24 protein-coding genes and 2 pseudogenes are annotated in these 20220 nt (G+C 72.5%); 11 read left to right on the top strand and 15 right to left on the bottom strand.

Annotated elements, in window-relative coordinates:
- The first annotated feature begins 55 nt into the window (after positions 1–55).
- Positions 56–394 (top strand): gas vesicle protein K, encoded by a 339-nt coding sequence (locus IH80_RS0113205; protein ID WP_078906498.1) that lies wholly within the window; start codon positions 56–58, stop codon positions 392–394.
- 48 nt (positions 395–442) lie between these two features.
- On the opposite strand, the gene IH80_RS0113200 is transcribed toward IH80_RS0113205, so the two are convergent.
- Positions 443–706 (bottom strand): GlsB/YeaQ/YmgE family stress response membrane protein, encoded by a 264-nt coding sequence (locus tag IH80_RS0113200; RefSeq protein WP_030960312.1) that lies wholly within the window; start codon positions 704–706, stop codon positions 443–445.
- Positions 707–784: 78 nt separating this feature from the next.
- Between IH80_RS0113200 and IH80_RS0113195 the strand changes: the two genes are divergently transcribed.
- Entirely contained in the window at positions 785–1228 is a 444-nt protein-coding gene (locus tag IH80_RS0113195; RefSeq protein WP_030960311.1) for a hypothetical protein, read from the top strand.
- Between the two features lie 352 nt (positions 1229–1580).
- On the opposite strand, the gene IH80_RS0113190 is transcribed toward IH80_RS0113195, so the two are convergent.
- The 4 genes and pseudogenes from IH80_RS0113190 to IH80_RS0113180 form a co-directional block, all read right to left on the bottom strand.
- Entirely contained in the window at positions 1581–1844 is a 264-nt protein-coding gene (locus IH80_RS0113190) for a DUF5133 domain-containing protein (protein WP_037879767.1), read from the bottom strand.
- 42 nt (positions 1845–1886) lie between these two features.
- Entirely contained in the window at positions 1887–2171 is a 285-nt protein-coding gene (locus IH80_RS0113185; protein WP_051809221.1) for an STAS domain-containing protein, read from the bottom strand.
- A pseudogene (locus IH80_RS45935) lies at positions 2152–2241 on the bottom strand (alpha/beta hydrolase); the annotation flags it as partial. The gene IH80_RS0113185 and the pseudogene IH80_RS45935, both read right to left, overlap by 20 nt.
- An 88-nt stretch (positions 2242–2329) precedes the next feature.
- On the bottom strand, positions 2330–3235 hold the full coding sequence (locus tag IH80_RS0113180; RefSeq protein WP_051809220.1) for an SDR family oxidoreductase: 906 nt from the start codon (positions 3233–3235) through the stop codon (positions 2330–2332).
- A 208-nt stretch (positions 3236–3443) separates the two neighbouring features.
- On the opposite strand from IH80_RS0113180, the gene IH80_RS0113175 reads away from it, so the two are divergent.
- The 3 genes from IH80_RS0113175 to IH80_RS0113165 are packed head-to-tail and all read left to right on the top strand — an operon-like array spanning position 3444 to position 5874.
- On the top strand, positions 3444–3770 hold the full coding sequence (locus IH80_RS0113175) for a hypothetical protein (RefSeq protein WP_030960304.1): 327 nt from the start codon (positions 3444–3446) through the stop codon (positions 3768–3770).
- Between the two features lie 57 nt (positions 3771–3827).
- Positions 3828–4280, top strand: a complete 453-nt coding sequence (locus IH80_RS0113170) for an SRPBCC family protein (RefSeq protein WP_030960303.1) — start codon at positions 3828–3830, stop codon at positions 4278–4280.
- Positions 4273–5874: a phytoene desaturase family protein gene (locus IH80_RS0113165; protein WP_030960302.1), complete on the top strand. Its 1602-nt coding sequence runs from the start codon at positions 4273–4275 to the stop codon at positions 5872–5874. Before IH80_RS0113170 ends, IH80_RS0113165 begins: the two co-directional genes overlap by 8 nt.
- A 110-nt stretch (positions 5875–5984) precedes the next feature.
- On the opposite strand, the gene IH80_RS0113160 is transcribed toward IH80_RS0113165, so the two are convergent.
- From IH80_RS0113160 to IH80_RS44690, 3 genes are all read right to left on the bottom strand, one after another.
- Positions 5985–7100 carry a glutamate--cysteine ligase gene (locus tag IH80_RS0113160; RefSeq protein ID WP_030960301.1) on the bottom strand — a complete coding sequence of 372 codons (1116 nt, stop codon included), beginning with the start codon at positions 7098–7100 and terminating at the stop codon, positions 5985–5987.
- 107 nt (positions 7101–7207) lie between these two features.
- The gene (locus IH80_RS40795; protein WP_051809217.1) at positions 7208–7654 is read right to left on the bottom strand and encodes an ATP-binding protein; all 447 of its coding nucleotides are present in this window, start codon (positions 7652–7654) and stop codon (positions 7208–7210) included.
- Between the two features lie 82 nt (positions 7655–7736).
- A complete protein-coding gene (locus IH80_RS44690) occupies positions 7737–8123 on the bottom strand; it encodes an STAS domain-containing protein (protein WP_051809216.1) in 387 nt (128 codons plus the stop codon).
- Positions 8124–8432: 309 nt separating this feature from the next.
- Here IH80_RS44690 and IH80_RS0113145 point away from each other — a divergent pair, with 309 nt between their 5' ends.
- A complete protein-coding gene (locus IH80_RS0113145; RefSeq protein ID WP_030960296.1) occupies positions 8433–8930 on the top strand; it encodes a hypothetical protein in 498 nt (165 codons plus the stop codon).
- 57 nt (positions 8931–8987) lie between these two features.
- Here IH80_RS0113145 and IH80_RS0113140 read toward each other — a convergent pair whose 3' ends face one another.
- Positions 8988–9368 carry a hypothetical protein gene (locus IH80_RS0113140; RefSeq protein WP_037879815.1) on the bottom strand — a complete coding sequence of 127 codons (381 nt, stop codon included), beginning with the start codon at positions 9366–9368 and terminating at the stop codon, positions 8988–8990.
- A 270-nt stretch (positions 9369–9638) separates the two neighbouring features.
- On the opposite strand from IH80_RS0113140, the gene IH80_RS0113135 reads away from it, so the two are divergent.
- The 4 genes from IH80_RS0113135 to IH80_RS0113115 all read left to right on the top strand — a co-directional run bounded on the left by IH80_RS0113135 (position 9639) and on the right by IH80_RS0113115 (position 12214).
- Entirely contained in the window at positions 9639–10112 is a 474-nt protein-coding gene (locus IH80_RS0113135; RefSeq protein ID WP_030960293.1) for a hemerythrin domain-containing protein, read from the top strand.
- Between the two features lie 53 nt (positions 10113–10165).
- A complete protein-coding gene (locus IH80_RS0113130) occupies positions 10166–10564 on the top strand; it encodes a hypothetical protein (RefSeq protein ID WP_030960292.1) in 399 nt (132 codons plus the stop codon).
- Between the two features lie 81 nt (positions 10565–10645).
- A complete protein-coding gene (locus IH80_RS0113120; RefSeq protein WP_051809214.1) occupies positions 10646–11350 on the top strand; it encodes a DUF6766 family protein in 705 nt (234 codons plus the stop codon).
- A 54-nt stretch (positions 11351–11404) separates the two neighbouring features.
- On the top strand, positions 11405–12214 hold the full coding sequence (locus tag IH80_RS0113115) for an SDR family oxidoreductase (RefSeq protein WP_051809211.1): 810 nt from the start codon (positions 11405–11407) through the stop codon (positions 12212–12214).
- A 114-nt stretch (positions 12215–12328) separates the two neighbouring features.
- Here the strand turns inward: IH80_RS0113115 and IH80_RS39205 are convergent, their stop codons facing one another.
- From IH80_RS39205 to IH80_RS0113095, 5 genes and pseudogenes are all read right to left on the bottom strand, one after another.
- Complete coding sequence (locus IH80_RS39205; RefSeq protein ID WP_078906491.1) at positions 12329–14545, bottom strand: prolyl oligopeptidase family serine peptidase; 2217 nt, start codon at positions 14543–14545, stop codon at positions 12329–12331.
- A gap of 57 nt (positions 14546–14602) precedes the next feature.
- Complete coding sequence (locus IH80_RS0113105) at positions 14603–16384, bottom strand: N-acetylglutaminylglutamine amidotransferase (protein WP_030960286.1); 1782 nt, start codon at positions 16382–16384, stop codon at positions 14603–14605.
- Positions 16385–16572: 188 nt separating this feature from the next.
- Positions 16573–17448, bottom strand: coding sequence for a M20/M25/M40 family metallo-hydrolase (locus IH80_RS40785; protein ID WP_051809209.1), 876 nt, complete (start codon positions 17446–17448; stop codon positions 16573–16575).
- A gap of 40 nt (positions 17449–17488) precedes the next feature.
- A pseudogene (locus IH80_RS47350) lies at positions 17489–17959 on the bottom strand (M20/M25/M40 family metallo-hydrolase); the annotation flags it as partial.
- Positions 17960–18013: 54 nt separating this feature from the next.
- Positions 18014–18211, bottom strand: a complete 198-nt coding sequence (locus IH80_RS0113095) for a hypothetical protein (protein ID WP_030960285.1) — start codon at positions 18209–18211, stop codon at positions 18014–18016.
- 243 nt (positions 18212–18454) lie between these two features.
- On the opposite strand from IH80_RS0113095, the gene IH80_RS0113090 reads away from it, so the two are divergent.
- A complete protein-coding gene (locus tag IH80_RS0113090) occupies positions 18455–18733 on the top strand; it encodes a GlsB/YeaQ/YmgE family stress response membrane protein (RefSeq protein ID WP_030960284.1) in 279 nt (92 codons plus the stop codon).
- Between the two features lie 229 nt (positions 18734–18962).
- Here IH80_RS0113090 and IH80_RS0113085 read toward each other — a convergent pair whose 3' ends face one another.
- Positions 18963–20147, bottom strand: a complete 1185-nt coding sequence (locus IH80_RS0113085; RefSeq protein WP_030960282.1) for a zinc-dependent alcohol dehydrogenase — start codon at positions 20145–20147, stop codon at positions 18963–18965.
- Between the last annotated feature and the right edge of the window lie 73 nt (positions 20148–20220).

Raw genomic sequence — 20220 nt, 5'->3', positions numbered from 1 at the left:
TGCGCGTCACCCCCGCCGGCCCGGCGAGGGAACGCTCGACGAGGTCGGCGATACCATGGCGCACGCCTTCCGCCTCGTACGGCCGCCCCCGACCTCGCACGAGGAACCCACCGGAGCCGCACACCGTATCCGTGCCAATCGCGAGACCGTCGAGGAAGACCTCCTGAAACTCGTCCTCACCCTCGTCGAACTTCTGCGCCAGCTCATCGAACGGCAGGCACTGCGCCGGGTGGACGCCGGTGACCTGACCGACGAACAGGAGGAGGAGCTGGGTGCCACCTTGCTCGCCCTCCACGACAGCCTTTCCGATCTCTGTGCCGAACACGGCTACGCACTCGAAGACCTCAATCTCGACCTGGGGCCCCTCGGTCCGCTGCTCCCCCGCGGCGATTAGGGCCCGTCACGGCCGTCCATCAGCCGCCGGGAACGCGATCGGGTCCGGTCAGTCCCGTGCGCGGACCACCAGGCGGTACACGGCGAGGAGGATCAGGGAACCGACGATGGCGGCGATCCACGTCGACAGCTCGAAGAAGCCGTCGATGGAGTCGACCCCGAAAATGACCTTCCCCAGCCATCCGCCCAGAACGCCTCCGGCGATACCGATCAGTGGCGTAACGATGCAGCCGCCAGGGTCGCGGCCCGGCATCAGGAACTTCGCGATGATCCCGGCGAGCAGCCCCAGCACGATCCAGCTGATGATGCCCATGACATGCCTCTTCTCACATGAATCCTGTGATAGCTGTCTGCCCACGTGCCGCATCTCAAACCAAGGAGGCGTGTGGCCATGGAAGACGTCATGGCGACGATCGCCGCGACGCTGTGTGACGCGACGCATTACCGGGGGACTTCTGTCGTGGTGCGGCCCGACGGAGGGGGTGAGGGAGGAGAGGCGATCGTGTACTCACTGGCCCACCTCGGTCTGAACCGGCTGGGCTCCTTGAGGGCCCCCAACGTGGCGAGCGACCCCGGCTCTCCCTTCAGACAAGAGCTTCGCTGGGTCGTCCACGTCACCGTGTGGCGGGACAGGCCACGGACCGGGACGCCTCCGGAGGACCAACGCGGCAGAAGCTGGCAGGGCTACAGCGCGGATACCGCGGATCTGGGCGCCTGGGCGGAGAAGGCCGCCTACGTGCGCGTCTGGAGGGAGCCGGCGGGCGACCCGGGGCACGCGGCCGTCGCTGCCCCCGACGCTGCGAAGCCCAGTCCCCCGTGCGTCATCGTGGAGTGAGGAACCCCGGTGCGTGTTGAGGAGCGGTGCCTCACGCTCGCATGCGGCGGCGGGCGGCCGCCCGTACGACGAGCATCGCGGCAGCCCCGCCGACCCGTCGGCCGGCCGTCCACAGCCTTCCCTGACGCACGGCGGCGGGCGTCGGCACGCGCGCCCCGCGTTGACCCCGAGCAAGCGGCGCAGGTCTCGCCCGGGAGCCTGTTCGAGCCGGGCCGGGATTTCCCTGCCCGCAGCGTTGACCCAGACGTCGATGCCGCCGAAGCGGGCCACGGCCGCCGTGGCCAGATCGCCGCTTCTTTCCGCGGGCCACCGACCCATGTGCCCCGGAGCCCCGCATGGTGAGCGGGGGTGCTCACGCCGGCTCTCGGCCTGCGGCGAGCACGGAGTCGTCTGCGGCGAGCACGGAGTCGTCTAGGGTGCCGGTCCCCGGCAGGTGATGGCGGGCGGCGATCAGGGCGGCGTGCACGTCGGTGGTGCCGGTGGCCACGCACAGTGCCCGCTCGACGGCCTCGATCTCCTTGCGCACGGGCGAGTCGCCCTCCGACGCGTCGAGCACGGACAGCGCCCAGTAGCGGTCGACGAGACCGGGCAGCACGGCCGGGTGAGCCATCAGCATGGGTGGTTGCCTTTCGCCAGGGATCGATCAAGTGGCCGTCGCCTACCCTGCCGGGCGGTGTTGATTCCCGGTGAGGGTGAATACCTGGTCGAGTCCGACGACGCGCATGACGCGCTGGGTGTGGGTGGGAACCGCGGTCAGGACGATGTCTGCCCGGGCGGCATGGGCGTGGTTGTGGGCCACGAGCAGGGCGGTGAGTCCGCTGGAGTCGCAGAACTCCAGCCCGGCGAGGTCCACGACGAGGCACTGGCCCGGTCCGAGGGTGAGGGCGGTGACGCGTTCGCGCAGTGCGACGGCGGTGGCGTGGCCGCCACATGTTCGGGTCACAGCCGAACCCGTGAGCCAGCACCACCGTCAACCCCTGCGGATTGCCGGTGACCGTGACGTTGTTCCTGCGCTCGTGTCACCGGGCAGGCTCTCAGGAGGATCCGCCGGGGCGGCGGTCGGGACGACCGGACACGGGTGGCGTCGGTCGGCGCGGTCGGTCATCCGTACCGGCCGTCGGCGCGGCCGCCCGCGCCCAGCAGACCGGTCGCCTCCAGCCTCTGCGTGCGTTCCAGACGCGGCAGTTCGGTGCGCGCGACGTACGTGACGACGGCCGGGAGGCAGGCCCGTACCGGTTGCACGGCACGGAGCCAGCCGGGGACGTAGACGGAAGCCGCACGTCGTTCCGCGGCGGCCGCCAGTCTGTCGGCGACGTGGGCCGCCGGGTACACCTTGCGGGCCGGCCGTGGCATGTGGCCGCGCAGTTCCCGCAGGACGGCGTGGCGGTCGGCGTCGCGGATCATGTCGGTGTCGGTCCAGTTGATGTAGGCGATGCCGACGGCGACGCCGCGATGGGCGAGTTCTGCGCGCAGGGCGTGCGCGAAGGACTCGACCCCGGCTTTGGACGCGCAGTAGGCGCTCATGAGCGGTGACGTCCCCATGGCCGCCAGGGAGGCGACCTGGAGGTAGTAGCCGTGCGTGTCGAGGAGGTCGGGCAGGAAGCAGCGGGCCGTAACCGCACTGCCGATCAGGTTGACCTCGATGACGCGGCGCCAGACCTGCGGGTCCGAGTCGGCGAACGGCCCTCCCGCGGCGACTCCTGCGTTGCCCACGACGACGGACGCGGGTCCCAGGCGCGCCCGCACCTGTCGGGCCGTGTCGGCCATGGCCGCGTCATCGGTCACGTCGACCTCCCAGCAGGCCGGTTCACCGTGCAAGGAGGCGGCCACCTCCCGTAGACGCTCTCCTTCGAGGCCCAGCAGGGCCAGCCGCGCGCCCCGGTCGTCGAACGCCCGGGCGAGCGCCGCTCCCAGGCCGCGCGCCGCCCCCGTCACCACCACGGTGCGGCCCTGCAGGGGCCGGTTGTGCGTACGCGTCCTCACTCGCGGCCTCCGTCGCTCGGGCATGCCGTCCGGTTCTCCTGCTTCCAGGATGCTCCTGCCGAGAGCTCGCGCGCGCCGCCCGGGCTCGGCCCGCCGGCGCGAGAAGGCCGCGGCGGGCCTGTGGGACCCGACCGAACCCCCACGACACCTCGTCCGATCCGGGTGATATGCGGCGATATGTGGGTACGCGCACGATGACCGTGGAATAGCACCGCCGATGAAAGGTTGCGTCATGCCCCGAGGATCGAGCCCCAAGCGCGAGCGTCAGTACGAGCACATCAAGGAGTCGGGGGAGAAGCGCGGCATGTCGGAGGAGCGCGCGAAGGAAATGGCCTCCCGGACCGTGAACAAGGAACGTGCTCGCTCGGGAGAGAGCAAGACCGCCAGTCGCAGCTCCACCCAGGGCAAATCCGCCTCCCAGCGCGGAGGCGAGAAGTCCGGTGGCGGCAGCTCGTCCGGGCCCACCAAGGACGACCTGTACCGGGAAGCGAAGAAGCGCGGCATCGACGGACGCTCGACGATGACCAAGCAGCAGCTCAAGAACGCCCTGGGCCACTGACCCGAAGCCAGCGCCGCCGTAGGCGTTCCGTTCGCCGTCGTCGGAGGAGGAGCCATCGTGGCCGTCCGTCATCAGCTCATCCACTGTCCCCCGCGCAGGGTGTGGGCCGTACTCGCCGATCCGAACCTGTACGGGGAATGGGTGGTGGGGCCGTCCGAGTCCACACCGCTCGACGACTCCTGGCCCCGGACGGGAGCACAACTGCGCTACACGATCCGGCTGGGCCCCTGGTCCGCCGAAGGCACGACGACCGTCCGCCACCAGGAACCCGGCAAGGAACTCGAACTGGAGGCGTCGTTCAAGCCCCTGGGCACGGCCCGGATCTTCCTCCGGCTCAGGCCGTGGGGTGAGGAGACCCTCGTCGTCTGCGACGAGCATCCCCTGCGCGGCCTGGGAGGGACCCTGCACAACCCGGTGAGCGAAGCGGCCCTGCAGCTCCGGCACCGCGGCATGCTGGCCCGCCTGGCGAAGATCGCGGAACGGCTCCCCGACGAGGCGCTCCGTGCCTGACGCGGTGGTGATCGGCGCCGGACCCAATGGACTCGTGGCCGCGAACGTGCTGGTGGACGCCGGCTGGAGCGTGGTGGTCCTGGAGGCCCAGGAGGAACCGGGCGGAGCCGTGCGCAGCGACCGGGGGGTGCACCCGGACTACGTCTCGGACGTCTTCAGCGCCTTCTACCCGCTCGCTGCCGCCTCCCCGGTCCTCGCCCGCCTGGACCTCGGCGCGGAGGGCCTGAGGTGGAGCCACGCGCCGTCGGTCCTGGCGCACCCCCTGCTCGACGGCCGGTGTGCCGTGCTGGAGCGCCGGGTGGAGGACACCTGCGCGGGACTGGGCGCGTTCGCCGCGGCCGACGCCGACGCCTGGCGGGGCATGTTCCGGACGTGGAGCCGCGTCGGGCCGGATCTGGTCCAAGCCCTGTTCACGCCCTTCCCCCCGGTCCGGTCCGGGCTGCGGCTGGCCGGTAAGCTCCGCGCCTCCGGGGGGCTGAGGCTGGCCCGGAAGCTGGCCCTGCCGGTGCGCCGCCTGGGCGAGGAGGAGTTCGCCGGGGAAGGCGGCCGGCTGCTGCTCGCAGGCAATGCCCTGCACGCCGACCTTGCGCCGGAGGCCGCGGGCAGCGGCGGCTTCGGCTGGCTGATGTCGATGCTCGGCCAGAGCCACGGCTTCCCCGTCCCCGTCGGCGGATCCGGGGCACTGACGGCGGCGCTCGTGAGCCGCCTGCGGCGCCGCGGCGGTGTCCTGCGCTGCGGGGAGCGGGTCGCGTCCGTCGTCGTACGCGGGGGCCGTGCGGTCGGGGTCAGGACCGCGGGCGGGGAGGACGTGCGCGCGCACCGGGCCGTCCTGGCCGACACCTCGGCCACCACCCTCTACCGGGAGCTCGTCGGCGAGGAGCACCTGCCGTCCCGCCTGCTGCGGGACCTGGAACGCTTCCAGTGGGACTTCGCCACCTTCAAGGTCGACTGGGCGCTGACGGGTCCCGTGCCGTGGACGGCGCCGGGAGCGGCGGGCGCGGGGACCGTCCACGTCGCCGACGGCGTCGACGGCCTCACCCGCTTCGCCGCCCAGATCGCCACGGGCCACGTGCCCGACGAGCCGTTCACCCTCTTCGGGCAGATGACCACCGCGGACCCGAGCCGCTCACCGGCCGGTACGGAGTCGGCCTGGGCGTACACGCACCTGCCCCAGCGCATCGCCGCCGACGCCGGTCCCGACCGCATCACCGGCCGCTGGGACGTGCGCGAACAGGAGGCCATGGCCGACCGTGTCGAGGCCCAGGTGGAACGCTTCGCACCCGGCTTCCGCCAGTTGGTCCGCGCCCGCCGGATCCTGGCCCCGACCACCCTGCAGGCCATGGACGAGAACCTGCACAACGGCGCCATCAACAACGGCACCACCGCCCTGCACCAGCAGACCGTCTTCCGCCCCACCCCCGGGACCGGGAGGCCCGAGACGCCCGTCGAACGGCTGTACCTGGCCTCCGCCGCCGCTCACCCCGGCGGCGGCGTCCACGGCGCGCCGGGCGCCAACGCCGCCCGGGCGGCCCTGCGCTTGCGCGGAATGCCCACCCTCCTCCACCGGGCACTCCACCGGGCCCAGCGCGTCTGACGGCAGAGCGCCCCTGTCGCGTGTCGCGCAGGGACGCCCGGGCGGGATGCCACGCTTCAGGTTTCGGCCCTGGTCTCACACCGGTCTCACACCGGCCCCGACCCGGCGGCTCAGGGCTCGATCGTCATCTCCGCACAGCGCGCCACGACGGACGCGAGGCTCTGCCCCTCCGCGTGCAGCCGGCGCTGGATGCGCGCGCCGTTACCCCGTTCGTGCAGCCGCGCGATGCCCTCGCGGACGCGCTCGTCGTCGTCGTGGTCCTTCAACGCCTCACGCACGTGCCGGTACAGCGCTTCGACGGCGTGCTCGGCGGACGTCTCCCGCATGGTCTCGGGGTGCAGCAGGGGGCCGTCCAGGCCGGAGCGGCCGGCCCGCCAGGAGGCCAGGCGGAGCAGACCCGTATCGACCCGGGCCGGGGGGTGCCCGTCCTGCCAGGCGCGGGACGCCGTCTCGACGAGTCCGCGGACGAGAGCGGCGAGCAGGACGGGGGTGGCGGCGTCCAGGCCGACGTCGGCCACCCGGATCTCCACGGTGGGGTAGGAGGCCGACAGACGGGCGTCGAAGTAGATCATCCCCTGGTCGCGCAGCACCCCGGTGCCGATCATCGCGTCGACCCGCTCGTGGTAGCGGTCGGCGGAGCCGAAGACGCTGACGGGGCCGGCGGACGGCCATCGGTTCCACACCCTGCTGCGGTAGCTGGCGTAGCCGCTGTCCTCGCCCTGCCAGAAGGGGGAGTTCGCGCTCATCGCCAGCAGGACCGCCAGCCAGGGCCGGATGCGGTCGAGGACCGCGACCCCCTCCTCGTCCGAGTCGACCGACACGTGGACGTGGCAGCCGCACGTCAGCTGTTCCTGCGCCGTCAGTCCGAACTGCTCGCTCAGCCACCGGTAGCGGCGGCCGACGTTGAGCGACGGCTGCACGGGCAGCGGCGATGTCGCGACCGCCGCCACCACGGCGCCGGCACTCGCGGCGTGGCGGGCCGCCTCGCCGCGGATACGGACGATCTCCTCCTGGAGCTCGCCCATGTGCGTGATCGGTTCGGTGGCGAACTCCAGCTGCTCCTTCTGCAGTTCCTTCTCGAACTCGTGGTCCGGCCGGCCGCTGCTCCCGGGCTGTTGCCAGGCCGATCGCTCCGCGGCCGCCAGGACCGCCCCGGAGACGGCCAGGGGGGCGCCGCTGCGCCCGTCCACGAGCAGCAGCTCTTCTTCCACACCTACGCTTCGCATGTCGCCGCCTGCGGTTCGAACGGTCAGATGTCCCACGCCTGCCCCGCCCGCCGCCGGCCATGCCGCCGCCCCGTCGCCGGCCGCACGGACGGGGCAGGACGTGGACGTCATTGCGGTGGAGCGTCGCCCCGGCGGTTAAGACCGTGGTGCTGTGGAGAGAGGGCGAGGTCGGCCCACACCGTCTTCCCCTCGCCCTCGGGCCGTGTCCCCCAGCGCTGCGCGAGGCAGTCGACGATGAAGACACCGTGGCCGCCGACGCTCTGGGCACGGTGCTCCCCCAGTCGGGGCGGGGTGGGGCTGCGGTCGGTGACGGCTATGTGCAGCACGCTGCCGCTGTGGTCCACGCTCAGGCGGCGGGGTCCGCCTGCGTGCCGGTGGGCATTGGTGAGCAGTTCCGCTGCGACGAGAACGGCGTCGCCGTCGTCGACGGCGGTCAGCCCCCAGTCGGCCAGGGCCTGGCGTACGCAGGCGATCCCCGCTCCGCAGGCTCCCGCGTCACCGCGTTCGAAAGTGAGTTCACGGTGGTGCGGGGCGACGTACTGGGGAGGTCCCACGGCAGTTCCCGGACGGAAGGCCTACGGTTTCGGTTGCCCCGCACCTGCCCAGCGTCCGCCGCGGTATACGGCGCTGCTCCGGTCAATGTCCGTGCCGTGCGATCGCTTCCTCGACGGTGTCGTAGACCGTGAAGGCGTCGACCGCACCGGTCATCTCCAGCACCTGTCGGACCCCGCGGCTGGGCGAGACCAGCACGAGCGGGACGCCTTCGGCGTGGGCGCTGTCCCGCAGGGCGAGGAGAAGGTTGAGGCCGTCGGCGGTGAACAGTTCCACGGCGTTCAGATCGATGGCGAGCAGGTCCGGCACGGGGTCCAGCGCCTCACGCAGTGTGCGGTCACCGACGGCCGCGGTACCCAGGTAGAGGTCACCCGAGAGCACACAGACGACGGCGCCCCCGATACGGATCGTGTCCGTTTTCAGCTCGGGTGCCGGCATGGGCAGATCGGAGTGCGACGGGTTGGTGCTCATGGACCGCCTCCTCGCCCGTTCCGTGCCCGCTGCCCTCGGGCGGTGGCGTGACGGCCGGCGGGCTCCGGCAGGTGCCGGGCGGGCCCCGGCCGGGCTGGTCTCCACCGTACGCCTCCGGCCACAGGGGGGCACGGAGGTCGGCCCGGACGCGGCCGGTCGCCCGCCGCCGTGGGCGCCCGCGCGGGCGCCCACGGCCACCGCGGCCGTTACGGGAGCCGGGGGCGGATGCCTGCGGTACGGGTGCTGCCTTCGGGGGAAGCGAGGACCGGAAGGGCGTGAGCGGGCGGTCCGGGCGGGCACTGCCGAGGTATGACGCGACGCGATGACGGACCGGACCCGGCACATCGGCGCCCGGACGGGGTGGACGACGTGACGGTGGAAGCCCTCGGGTCCCTGTCGAAGGCGCTGGAGACGGTGGAGCGCGCCCGGGGCCACCTCTACGGGTTCCACCAGCTGACGGGGACGGCGGACCTGGAACTGGACCGTGCGGTCGGGCTGCTGAGGGCGGCCGGACACGACGAGTGGGCCGATCGGGTCGAGAGGGACATCCTGGGCCGCAACGTCATCCCCGGCCACTGGACCTTCCAGATCGTCGAGGCGTACGACCGTACCTACTACGAGCCGTTCAGAGGGCTCGAACGACAGGCGGTCGCAGCGCTGGCGGCCGGGAGGCAGCACCTCTACGAGGCCGAGATGAAAGAGGCACGCCGGACCGCAGGTCACCCCGATCACAGCGCCCGTCCCGAGGGACCGCGCTCGGACGACGAAGATCCGCGCTCCGACGACGATGCGCCGCCTTCGCCCTGACCGTCGCGGTGGCCCGGGCCGCGCCGCCCGCCCTCGACCGGACGGCGCGGTCCGCCGTCACCGGCCGGCGGGCCCCTCGGTGCGGTGGTCCTCGGGCCGCACGCCGGTGAAGGCGGAGGCGTCCTTGCTGCCGCTGGGGCGTCGCGACTTCCCCTTCGGACCTTCGTCGTGCATGCCCTCCTCGCCCTTACGGGCCAGTTCCTCGCCGCTCCGGCTGCTGCTCTCGGTCGGCCTGCCGTGGGGGTTTCCCGCTTCCTCCTTCGACACCGTCCTGCCGGCGCCCTTCTCGGGGGCGTAGCGGTCCGGGTGGAAGGACCGGTGGGCGCTGGGGTTGTCCTGCTGATGGGTCTCGTCGACGTCCGGCGACCAGCCGTGCTGTGCTCCCCGGTGCCGGCTCGCCTCGTGCTGTGACCCGTCCCTGTCCGATTTGCGACTCATGATCATTCTCCTGTTCTTCCAGGTGGGAGGCACCTGCCACCGATCGGGAACCGGCTGCCCGGCATGGTTGGCCCGATCGACCGCCCGGGCCGGTACCGCAGGAGGCGCCTACCCGGCGACCCGCTCGGCACTCCTTGGGCCCGGCCACCCGGGTGACCCGGGCGCGGCCCACGGCGCTGTCCCACCGCAGCAGCGGCCGCCCCCGTGAGGATGGGCAGGGCCGCCGCATCCCGGCCTGACAGCCCGCATCCACCAGCTCGGAGGACGTACATGGACGCGATCGTGCTCCTGCGCGACGACCACAAGACAGTCGAGAAGCTGTTCAAGCAGTTCGAGAAGACCGGGGACGAGGACACCGGCGAACGACGCCGGATCGCGGACCAGGTGATCGAGGAGCTCACCGTCCACGCCTGGATCGAGGAACAGATCTTCTATCCCGCTGCCCGAGAAGCCGCTCCCGACACCACCGACCACATCCTGGAGAGCATCGAGGAGCACCATGCCGTCGTGTGGATGCTGTCGGAGATCAAGGGGATGGACCCGTCCGACGAACGCTTCAAGGCGAAGATGAGCGTTCTGATGGAGAACGTCCGCCACCACGTGGAGGAAGAGGAGAAGGACTGGTTCCCGGACGTCCGCAAGGCCATGGGCCGCAACCGGCTCACCGAGCTCGGCCGGCAGCTCGAAGCCGAGAAGCCCAAGGCCCCGCGGGACCCGCTGGCCGTGCCCAGCGCCACCAGCTGATGACACCGCCCGGCAGCGGGTCCCGATCGCGTCCGCGTCCGGTCCGCCGGTCTGTGCGCGACGCCGCGGTTTCGGCCGGTCTGGCCGCTGCGCTGCTGACGGGCTGCGGGGCCTCTGCCGCACGGGTGGACGGGGCCAGGGACGCCGTCCGCGTCTTCGAAGGGGCGCTCGCCTCCCGCGACTACGCCGCGGCGTGCGAGCTGCTGGCCCCCGAAACGCGCGGCCGGCTGGAACAGGACGAGAAGCAGACGTGCGCGCGGGCGCTCGGGAGCCAGGAGCTGCCGGTGTCGGCGGCGATCGGCACGCCGGAGGTCTACGGGCGGCAGGCCCTGGTCCGCGCCGGGGAGGAGACGCTGTTCCTGTCGCAGTTCACCGGCGGATGGCGGGTGGTCGCGGCCGGCTGCACACCGCAGGGCGACCAGCCCTACCGGTGTCTGGTGGAGGGAGGCTGAGATGCGGGGTCTGTTCGCCGCCTGCCTGATCGTGATCGTGGGCGGGCTGGGGTACTTCATCGCGATCGGGGCGATGCACCGATGAGCCGACAGGGGCAGGACCGGGAACGACGCGGGAGCTTCTGGAGGGACAACAGCCTCACCCTGGCCTTCGGAGGCGCGTTCCTCGTCGTGCTTCTCGGTCAGGCGCTGGCCGGCCACGCGGAGTTCAACGAGGAGCTCACCGTCGACGGCCTCCAGCGGATCAGCCTGAGCCAGTACGTGACGACGTCGGACTTCGCCGTGGACGTCACCGAGAACTGGCAGTCGGAGTTCCTGCAGTTCTCGCTCTACATCTTCGGGACCGTCTGGCTGGTCCAGCGCGGCTCGCCCGAGTCCAAGGAACTCCACAAGATCGGCACGGAGTCCGACCGCGAGCAGCGCGTGGGCGACCACGCCACGCAGGACTCGCCCCGCTGGGCAGCCAGCAAGGACTGGCGCCAGGGCGTGTACGCCCGCTCGCTGGGCCTGGTCATGGGCGGGGTGTTCCTCCTGTCCTGGGCGGCCCAGTCGATCACGGGCATGGCCGCCTACGACGAGCAGCAACTGCGCCGGCTCCAGGACCCGGTCGGATGGGGCGGCTACGTCGTCTCGGCGGACTTCTGGAACCGGACCCTGCAGAACTGGCAGTCGGAACTCCTGGCCGTGGCGGCCATGGTCATCCTGTCCGTGTACCTGCGCCAGCGCGGCTCACCGGAATCCAAACCGGTGGGCGCCGCCCACACCTCGACCGGCGTCGAAGGCTGACGGCCGCGAGAGGCTCGCGGGCCCTCGGGCCCTCGTCGAAAGGAACGTCTGAACATGATCGGTCCATCCGACTTCTCCCCGGTCGCGGCCGTTGTCACCGGTTCCGACTCGGGCATCGGACGCGCCGTGGCCGCCCGACTGGCCGCGGCCGGACTGGACGTCGGCATCACGTGGCACCAGGACGAAGAGGGCGCCCGGCGCACGGCCGAGGAGGTCCGGGCGCACGGCAGGCGTGCCGTCCTCGCCCGGCTCGACCTGACGGAGCTGCCCGCCGCCGCCGACGTCATCGACCGGCTGGCCGGCGAACTCGGTCGCCTCGACGTGCTCGTGAACAACGCGGGCACCGGAACCGCCACGCCCTTCCTGGACCTGGACCTGGCGACCGTGCGCCAGGTCCTCGACGTCGACCTGGTGGGTCCCCTGCTGTGCGGACAGCGGGCGGCACGGCACATGATCCGCCAGGGCGGAGGCGGCCGGATCGTGAACGTCACCTCGGTCCACGAGCACCAGCCGCGCGTCGGCTCCGGGCCGTACTGCGCCGCCAAGGGCGGACTCGGCCTCCTGACCCAGGTGATGGCACTCGAACTCGCCGAACACGGCATCACCGTCAACTCCGTGGCTCCTGGGGAGATCGCCACCCCCATGACGGGTCAGGAGGACGGGGACGTGCGCACCGAGTCCCGTCCGGGCATTCCCGCCGGCCGTCCCGGTGACGCCCGGGAGGTCGCCGCCGTCATCGCCTTCCTGGCGGGCGCCGAGGCCTCGTACGTCACGGGGGCCTCCTGGGCCGTGGACGGGGGCATGCTGCGGATGGGTCCGATGGCCGGATCGCACATGGACCACGACCGGTGGCGCCGCCCCTGAACCGATGGGCATTCAGCAGCCGGTCCGCGCGTGGAACACGCGCCGCTGCGCAAGGGGACGGGCCGTCGGCGGCTGTGCCACGGGGAGGGTGCGCATTGCCGCTCCCCCCGGCCGTCACGTGGTCTGACGGCCGGGGGCCGCACTGCTGCCGAGGTGGCGTTCCAGCCAGTCCGCGGCGGCGCGCCGGTAGAGCCGTCTGTTGTCCGCCCGCAGGAATTCATGGCCCTCGTCGCGCAGCGTCAGCTGTCGCGCCGGTATTCCACGGCCCCGTGCCGCACGGACGAACTGCTCCGACTCCGTCGGGGGCACGTTGGTGTCGTGTTCGCCGTGGACGGCCAGCACGGGCGCGCGCAGTTGGTCGATGCGGCTCATCGGGGACAGGGCGCGCAGCAGGTCCCGGTCGTGTTCGGGATGTCCGTACTTGGCGGCGGCGGACTGGGCGATCCACGGTTCGGTGCCGGCGAAGAACGTGGCGAAGTCCGACATCCCGCAGACGGCCACCCCGGCACGGAAGAGGTCCGGATGCCACACGAGGGAGGCCATGGTCAGGTAGCCCCCGTACGAGCGGCCCATCACCCCCAGCCGCACGGGGTCGGCATAGCCGAGGGAGACGACGTGCGCGGCGCAGTCGGCGACGTCGTCGATGGCCGCGAACCGTCCGGCGCCGAGGTCGGCGTCCACGAACGACCGTCCCCAGCCGGAAGAGCCGCGGACGTCGGGGGCGAACACGTCCAGGCCCCTGCCGAGGAGCTCGTGGTAGAGCGGGCTGAACACCGGCCGCTCCTGTTCCTCGGGACCGCCGTGCAGGTGGATGACGCACGGGGCGGGCCTGCCCGGGTCCTGGCCCGGCGCCCGGTAGTACCAGCCCCCCAGCATCAGCCCGTCCCGGGCGCGGCAGCGCAGGGGCACGGGGCGTACGGGGGGCCGCCCAGGCGGTACCGCGTCCTCGTCGGAGGCCGACCAGCCGGCGCGCGCCGGTACGAGGCCCTGGTCCAGTTCCCAGATGCCCGGCCGGCGCCGGGACCCGGCCAGCGCGGCGAACAGGCCGCCGCGTTCCACGGGCGCGATGCGGGTCACCACTTCGTGCGGCAGCACCGGGCAGTGTCGCGGTCCGACGTCGCCGTCCGCATCGGTGAGGGGCAGGCCCGTGCTTTCCAGCTCGGTCGCGCCGTGGACGTTCCAGGCCAGGAGCGCCCAGCGGCCGTGGTCGGGCACGCTCAGCAGGTCGAGGGCGGCTCCCTCCCGTTCCGCCGCCACGGTTACGCTCCGGCCCGCGCCCTCCTCGTCCAGCCGGACCCGCAGGAAGGCCGCGAATTCGCGGTCCGTGTCGCTGCGCAGCCACACGGTCCGCGCGTCGGCGGAGAACCGGCCGATCCACGGGTCCCCGTCGGCGACGTGCAGGGCAAAGGTGGTGCGGCCGGAGCCGGTGTCGAGGACGAGGGCCTCGCGCCGGCCGCGCGGGCCACGGCGCACGAGCGCGAAGCGGCCGTCCGGGCTGGTGTCGCACACCCGCAGTGACGCCGCTCCCTCCTCGCCGTACAGCAGGACGGGCGCGTGCGCGCCGTCCGGGTCGACCAGGTACGCCGCGAGGCCGCCACCGCGGACCTGGCCGAGGGCCGGCACCGGGCCGGCCCCCACGTGCACGGACGGTGCCCGGTCGCGGGACCGCGCGGGCCGGTGTGCCGCCCCGCCCCCGAGGAGGGTCGCGGTGCCGTCGCGCTCGGACCAGGCCGCGCCGGGGCCCCGGACGCCGCTCGCGGCCGCACCGTCGGCGTCCGACGGGAGGTGCCCCGCCCCGGTGTGCTCCGCGCCCGGCACGGAAGGCTGGGCGACCGTGACGGCCAGGGCGGTGCCGTCACGGGTCCAGCACCCGAGGTGTGCGGAGCTTCCGGGCTCGGCACCGGCGAGAACCTGCCGTCCGGTTCCGTCCGGGCGCACCACCAGGACGCGGGTGTGCTCCCCGCCGCCCGGCGCCGAGGTGTAGGCGATCCAGCGCCCGTCGGGGGACCAGGAGACCTCGGTCACCGGATCGGGGTCGCCGTCCAGGACATGGGCTTCGGTGCCCCGGGCGGGGCCGCTCCACAGCTGGGGGACGCCCGCCCGGTCGCAGATGAAGGCCACGTGCTCACCGGTGGGGTCCGCAGACGGGTACCAGCATCCGTGCACGGTGAGCAGCGTGGGCGGGTCGGCGCCGACATGGTCCGGCATCCGCACCGGTACGGGCGCCGGTGCGGGGGACGTGCTGCCGGTCCCCCCGGTTCCGGGGGCCGCCGTCGTCCCGCCCGCCGTACCGAGTGCGTGATCCACGAGGTTCGTCCGCTCCAGGGGCATGGCCACCTCTCCCAGGCTTCCGTTTCCTGAGTTTTCCCACCACCCGGTCCCGTCACTTCACCGGATGCCGTGCGCCTGGAGCCAGATCTCCAGCGTCGCCACCTGCCACAAGGTGTTGGCCCCGCGCCGTGCGCGGTGGCGGTTGGGCTGCGCGAGCAGTTCACCGACGACCTGTGCGTCGAAGATCCCGCGTCGGCGTGCCTCCGGGGCCATGAGGGCGTCCCGCACCCGGGCCAGCACGGGCTCGGCCATGTGGCGCACGGCCGGCACGGGGAAGTAGCCCTTGGGGCGGTCGACGACCTGCCGGGGCAGTACGGTGCGTCCGACCTGCTTGAGCACTGCCTTGCCGCCGTCCGCGAGCTTCAGCCCCGGCGGACAGGCCGCGGCCAGCTCGACGAGGTCCTGGTCCAGGAAGGGCACCCGCGCCTCCAGGCCCCAGGCCATGGTCATGTTGTCGACCCGCTTGACCGGGTCGTCCGGCATGAGGGCGTGGACGTCCATGCGCAGGGCGGCATCGAGTGCGGTATCGGCTCCTGGGGTGGCCATGTGGCTCCGGACGAAGTCCATCGAGGCGTCGCGGCCGGCCGCGAGGTCCGGGTGGATCATGGCGGTGAGGTCGGCGTGCGTGCGGTCGAAGTACGCGCGGGCGTAGGCGTCGTCCGCTCCCGCCCGGCAGGCCGAGGCGATCTGCGGGTACCAGTGGTAGCCGGCGAACACCTCGTCGGCGCCCTGGCCGCACAGGACGACCTTGACCTCCTTGGAGACGTGTTCGGACAGCATGTGGAAGGCCACCGCGTCGTGGCTGACCATCGGCTCGCTCATGGCGCCGATGGCGTCCTCCAGCGCTGCGGGAAGCCGGTCGGACGGGATCATGAACTGCTGGTGGGCGGTCGAGAACCGGCGCGCGACCAGGTCCGAGTACACGAACTCGTCGCCGTCCTCACCGTTCTCCTCCTCGAAGCCCATCGCGAAGGTCGGAATGTCCTCGAAACCCTCCTCGGCGAGCATCGCCACCATCAGGCTCGAGTCCAGGCCTCCGGACAGGAGCACCCCCACGGGGACGTCCGCGACGGTACGGCGCCTCACGGCGGTCCGCAGCGCGTCGTGCACGGCCTCCCGCCAGGCCACGGGGTCGTCGCCGAGCTCGGAGTGCCTGGTGTACGTCGGCTGCCAGTAGCAGTGGTCGTGGCGGGTGCCGTCGGGTTCGACGACCCGGACGGTGGCCGGAGGGACCTTCCGTACGCCGGCCAGCACCGTACGGGGCGCGACCACGGTGCCGTGCCAGCTCAGGTACTGGTGGAGGGCCACCGGGTCGATGGACGTGTCCACTCCCCCGCCCGCGAGCAGGGCCGGAAGCGAGGAGGCGAAGCGGAGGCGGTCGCAGTCCTCGGTGACGTAGAGCGGCTTGATGCCCAGCCGGTCGCGGCCCAGGACGACACGTCCCGAGTGGTGTTCCGCTACGGCGAAGGCGAACATGCCGACGAAGAACTCGACGCATTCGCGTCCCCACTCCGCGTACGCCTTGACGACGACCTCGGTGTCGGAGTCGGAGAAGAAGCGGTACCCGAGCCTTTCGAGCCGGGCGCGCAGCTCCCGGTGGTTGTAGATGCAGCCGTTGAAGACCACCGTGAGGCCGAGCTGCGCGTCGACCATGGGCTGGGCGCCGCGCTCCGACAGGTCGATGATCTGCAGGCGCCGGTGGCCCAGGGCGACCGCCGCCTGGGACCAGATCCCTCTGCCGTCGGGTCCCCGCGGCTCCATCACATCGGTCATGCGTTCGACGGCGGCAAGATCGGGGCGGCGGCCGTCGAACCGTACCTCTCCGCTCAGGCCGCACATGACGCACCTCGCCATGCCTCGGCGCCCCGGGACGCCCGGAATACCCCACCCTTGTCGGCGGGCCAGGTCGCATACACCATGCTTCTGCACTCCTGTGCCGGCTCGACCGGCACAGGACGAGCCGGTCCAACAGGCGATCGACATGTTCCGCACCTGCCCGCACCTGGGGCTTTCAAGCGGACGCCTGCTCACTCGGCGTGTGGGCGGCACCGCCGCGCCCTGCTCGAGCGGGCATCCAGTTCATCGAGGAACCGGGTCAGTGCACGGGTTCCCAGTCTGAGGGATCGGAGCTCCACGCGCTCCTCGGGACCGTGCCACCGGTCCGCCGGCAGACCCGTCCCGAAGAAGAGCACGGGCGCGTCGCAGGCCCGGGCGAGCTGCGCGGCGGGGGTCGCCCCGCCGTTGCCGATGGGCCGGGCCGGAGCGCCGTAGGCGTGCCCGACCGCCCTGTGCAACGCCGCGAGGGCAGGATGCTCCGCCGGCGTGCGGTAGGGGTCCGAGATGGTGGAGGAAACGTCCAGTTCGTAGGCGTAGCCCGGTCGGCGGTGTCCGTCCAGCCAGCCGCGCAGCTGTTGCGCGACCTGGTCGGCCCGCTGGTCGGGGACGAGCCGGAAGAGCAGGTCGGCGCCGGCCTCGGCCGGGATAAGTCCGAACGCCGGAGCGTCGGTACGGCCGGCGGTGAGGCGGGCGATCTCGACCGACGGTCGGGTCCAGAGGCGCTCCGGTGCCGTGTACCCCGCTTCGCCGACGTCGGCGAAGGTGCCGGTGTCGGCCTGCCAGGACGGGAGGTGGAAGGGCAGGCTGTCGAGTGACGCCCGCAGGTCCGGCGCGGGTTCGCTCACCGCGTCGTAGAACCCGGGCAGAGTGATCCGCCCCGAATCGTCGCTCAGCAGGTCCAGCACCCGGCACAGCTCGACGGCCGCGTTCGAGGCGGCGCCGGACACGGCTCCGCTGTGGATGTCCCGCCGGGCGCCTCGGACGGTGAGCGAGGCGGTGACCGATCCGCGGACCACGCAGCAGACGGCCGGCTCGTCCAGGGACCAGAGCATGGAGTCGGAGACCATGACCACGTCCGCCGCCAGGTCGCCCGCGTGCTGCGACAGCAGGTGCGGCGAGGTGGACCGAACCGATCTCCTCCTCCCCCTCGATCAGGTACTTCACCGTCAGGGCCGGGGCTGGGGCGCGCCGTTCGGCGAGGTGCACAAGCAACGCCCACAGGTGACACAGGACCTGGCCCTTGGCGTCGGAGGCGCCCCGCCCGTAGAGACGGCCGTCGGCCTGCAGCGCGGAGAAGGGGGCGGTGAGCCGCCACTCGGAGGGAACGACGGCGTGTACGTCGTGATGGCTGTAGACGAGCAGGACCGGCGCGTCGGGATCGGCGGCCGGCCAGCAGGCGTGGACGGCGGGGAGGCCTTCCGTCTCCCACAGCTCCGCACGGGGGAAGCCTGCGCCGCGCAGGGTGTCCGCCAGCCAGTGGGCGGACCGGCGTACGTCGTCGTCCCGGTCCGCGTCGGAGGAGACGGACGCGATGCCCACCCACTCCGCCAGGGCCGCCACCTCCTCCGGACCGGGCATCCCGTCACCGGGCGAAGCGGCGTGGGCGGCGTTCACCGCCCCGCGGCCGCGGTATCACCGCAGGCCACCGCTGGCCACGGCGGCACCGCCGGGCGCCGCTTGCGGGGCGTCGGCTCCGTCGTCCGGGTGAACGTCTTCCAGCAGTCCGTGCATCTGGTCGAGCACCCGCCGGAAGTCGCTCCACGGGGTCGCCCGCTCGCCGGTGTCGGCAGGGGTCTCCGTCGGGCCGGTGCCCGCTCGTCTCGAGGTCATGCTCCACCTCTCGGGCTCGTGAGCCGGCTCTCCTGCCGGTTCCTCCCGCGCGCCACATGCGTGCCCGGGGCGTCTTCCCCGCTGCCGGAGGATCATGCGGAGCCGTCCGGCGGCGGCCGGCCGTCGCGCCGGGGCCGGCGGCGTCCCGCGCACCGCCCGTCGCACCACCCGAGTTTGGGATCGCGCGGAGCGTGCACAAGCGACGTGACAGTTACCTGACACGCACCACGGCGGGAGACGCACATGGGCATCATCGCTTGGATCCTGATCGGCCTGCTGGCAGGACTCGTGGCCAAGGCACTGATGCCGGGCAGGGACCCGGGCGGGATCATCGTCACGACGCTCATCGGCATCGCCGGTGGCCTGCTCGGCGGCTGGCTCGGCAAGGTCGTCTTCGGCGTCGACTCCATCGACGGCTTCTTCGACCTCTCCACCTGGATCGCCGCCATCGTCGGCTCGGTCATCCTTCTGGCCCTCTACCGCCTGGTCATCGGGAACCGGCGCTCGCACCGGCACGCGTGACCCCCGGCCGCGCGCCACGGTCGCACGGCCCACGGCGATCGGTTCCTCCCTCGGCCGAGGGAGGAACCGATCGCTTGTGCGACACCAGGTGTGGGATTCCCGGCACCGGGCAGACGTACGGCGCAGCCCCGCTCCGGCGGGGCTGACCAGTTCCAGGCCGGTGAGCTCCTGGCGGCCGAATCCTCCTGACACCGGATCGCGCCGGAACGCGCGCGGGCGGCCGCCCCTGTCACGGAGTGAAGAGCACCTTCACGGCGCCGTCCCGCTTCTCCTGGAACATCTCGTACGCGCTCGGGGCCTCCTGCAGGGGCAACCGGTGCGTGGCGAAGTCGTCGACGCCCAGGGGGTCGCCGTCGGTGAGCAGGGGAAGGATGTCGCCGACCCAGCGCCAGACGTTGGCCTGGCCCATGCGCAGGGTGAGCTGCTTGTCGAAGAGGGTCAGCAGGGGCAGTGGATCGGCCGCGCCCCCGTACACACCGGACACCGACACGGTTCCGCCGCGGCGGACGAGGTCGATGGCGGTGTAGAGGGCGGACAGCCGGTCGACGCCCGCGCGCTTCATCAGGGCCGCCGCCACGGCATCCGGCAGGAACGTGGTCATCTTCTGCGCGGCGGCTGCGACAGGGCTGCCGTGGGCCTCCATCCCGACCGCGTCGATGACGGCGTCCGGACCGCGCCCGCCGGTGAGTTCTCGGACGGCGTCCGTCAGGCCCTCGCCCCGTTCCAGGAGGTCCAGGGCGTGGTAGCCGCGGCGCCGGGCCCGCTCGAGCCGCTCGGGGACGAGGTCGATACCGATGACCGTGCCGGCACCGCGGTGGGCGGCGATGCGGCAGCTCATGTCCCCGATGGGGCCCAGGCCCAGCACGGCGACGCTGCCGCCCTTCGGGACCGCCGCGTACTCGACCGCCTGCCAGGCCGTCGGCAGCACATCCGACAGGTAGACGAAACGTTCGTCGGACGGCCCGTCGGGCACCCGGATGGGCAGGTGGTTGCCGAAGGGGACCCGTAGGTACTCGGCCTGGCCGCCGGGCACCTGACCGTAGAGCTTCGTGTACCCGAAGAGCGCCGCGCCCGTCCCGTGCTCGCGCACCTGCGTCGTCTCGCACTGGGACTGCAGCCCCCGTTCGCACATGAAGCAGGTGCCGCACGAGACGTTGAACGGGATGACCACCCTGTCCCCCGGCTTCAGCGAGCCGACCTCCGGCCCCACCTCCTCCACGATGCCCATGGGCTCGTGCCCCAGGATGTCGCCGGGGTCGAGGAACGCCCCCAGGACCTCGTAGAGGTGCAGGTCCGACCCGCACAAGCCGGTGGTCGTGATCTTCACGATCACGTCGTCGCGGTCCTTGAGGTCGGGGTCCGGAACGGATTCGAAACGGACGTCCCGCTTGCCGTGCCATGTGAGTGCCTTCATGACGCCTCCCTGCGGAGTGTGCTGCGCAGTGTGGTGTTCGATCCGTGGCCCCCATGGTGCGCGTGCCCCCTGC

The organism is Streptomyces sp. NRRL S-378, from assembly GCF_000720645.1.
Lineage (GTDB): Bacteria > Actinomycetota > Actinomycetes > Streptomycetales > Streptomycetaceae > Streptomyces.
This window is presented reverse-complemented; position numbering and strand designations above follow the sequence as displayed.

Coding starts and splice junctions, on each gene's coding strand:
- IH80_RS0113135 (WP_030960293.1), top strand. CDS start 9,639: ATGGACGCGATCGTGCTCCTGCGCGACGACCACAAGACAGTCGAGAAG.
- IH80_RS0113180 (WP_051809220.1), bottom strand. CDS start 3,235: ATGCCCGAGCGACGGAGGCCGCGAGTGAGGACGCGTACGCACAACCGG.
- IH80_RS0113145 (WP_030960296.1), top strand. CDS start 8,433: ATGACGCGACGCGATGACGGACCGGACCCGGCACATCGGCGCCCGGAC.
- IH80_RS0113085 (WP_030960282.1), bottom strand. CDS start 20,147: ATGAAGGCACTCACATGGCACGGCAAGCGGGACGTCCGTTTCGAATCC.
- IH80_RS0113090 (WP_030960284.1), top strand. CDS start 18,455: ATGGGCATCATCGCTTGGATCCTGATCGGCCTGCTGGCAGGACTCGTG.
- IH80_RS0113175 (WP_030960304.1), top strand. CDS start 3,444: ATGCCCCGAGGATCGAGCCCCAAGCGCGAGCGTCAGTACGAGCACATC.
- IH80_RS0113160 (WP_030960301.1), bottom strand. CDS start 7,100: ATGCGAAGCGTAGGTGTGGAAGAAGAGCTGCTGCTCGTGGACGGGCGC.
- IH80_RS0113190 (WP_037879767.1), bottom strand. CDS start 1,844: ATGCTGATGGCTCACCCGGCCGTGCTGCCCGGTCTCGTCGACCGCTAC.
- IH80_RS0113140 (WP_037879815.1), bottom strand. CDS start 9,368: ATGAGTCGCAAATCGGACAGGGACGGGTCACAGCACGAGGCGAGCCGG.
- IH80_RS0113205 (WP_078906498.1), top strand. CDS start 56: ATGGCGCACGCCTTCCGCCTCGTACGGCCGCCCCCGACCTCGCACGAG.
- IH80_RS0113105 (WP_030960286.1), bottom strand. CDS start 16,384: ATGTGCGGCCTGAGCGGAGAGGTACGGTTCGACGGCCGCCGCCCCGAT.
- IH80_RS0113095 (WP_030960285.1), bottom strand. CDS start 18,211: ATGACCTCGAGACGAGCGGGCACCGGCCCGACGGAGACCCCTGCCGAC.
- IH80_RS39205 (WP_078906491.1), bottom strand. CDS start 14,545: ATGCCCCTGGAGCGGACGAACCTCGTGGATCACGCACTCGGTACGGCG.
- IH80_RS0113120 (WP_051809214.1), top strand. CDS start 10,646: ATGAGCCGACAGGGGCAGGACCGGGAACGACGCGGGAGCTTCTGGAGG.
- IH80_RS0113195 (WP_030960311.1), top strand. CDS start 785: ATGGAAGACGTCATGGCGACGATCGCCGCGACGCTGTGTGACGCGACG.
- IH80_RS0113200 (WP_030960312.1), bottom strand. CDS start 706: ATGGGCATCATCAGCTGGATCGTGCTGGGGCTGCTCGCCGGGATCATC.
- IH80_RS0113115 (WP_051809211.1), top strand. CDS start 11,405: ATGATCGGTCCATCCGACTTCTCCCCGGTCGCGGCCGTTGTCACCGGT.
- IH80_RS44690 (WP_051809216.1), bottom strand. CDS start 8,123: ATGAGCACCAACCCGTCGCACTCCGATCTGCCCATGCCGGCACCCGAG.
- IH80_RS40785 (WP_051809209.1), bottom strand. CDS start 17,448: ATGGTCTCCGACTCCATGCTCTGGTCCCTGGACGAGCCGGCCGTCTGC.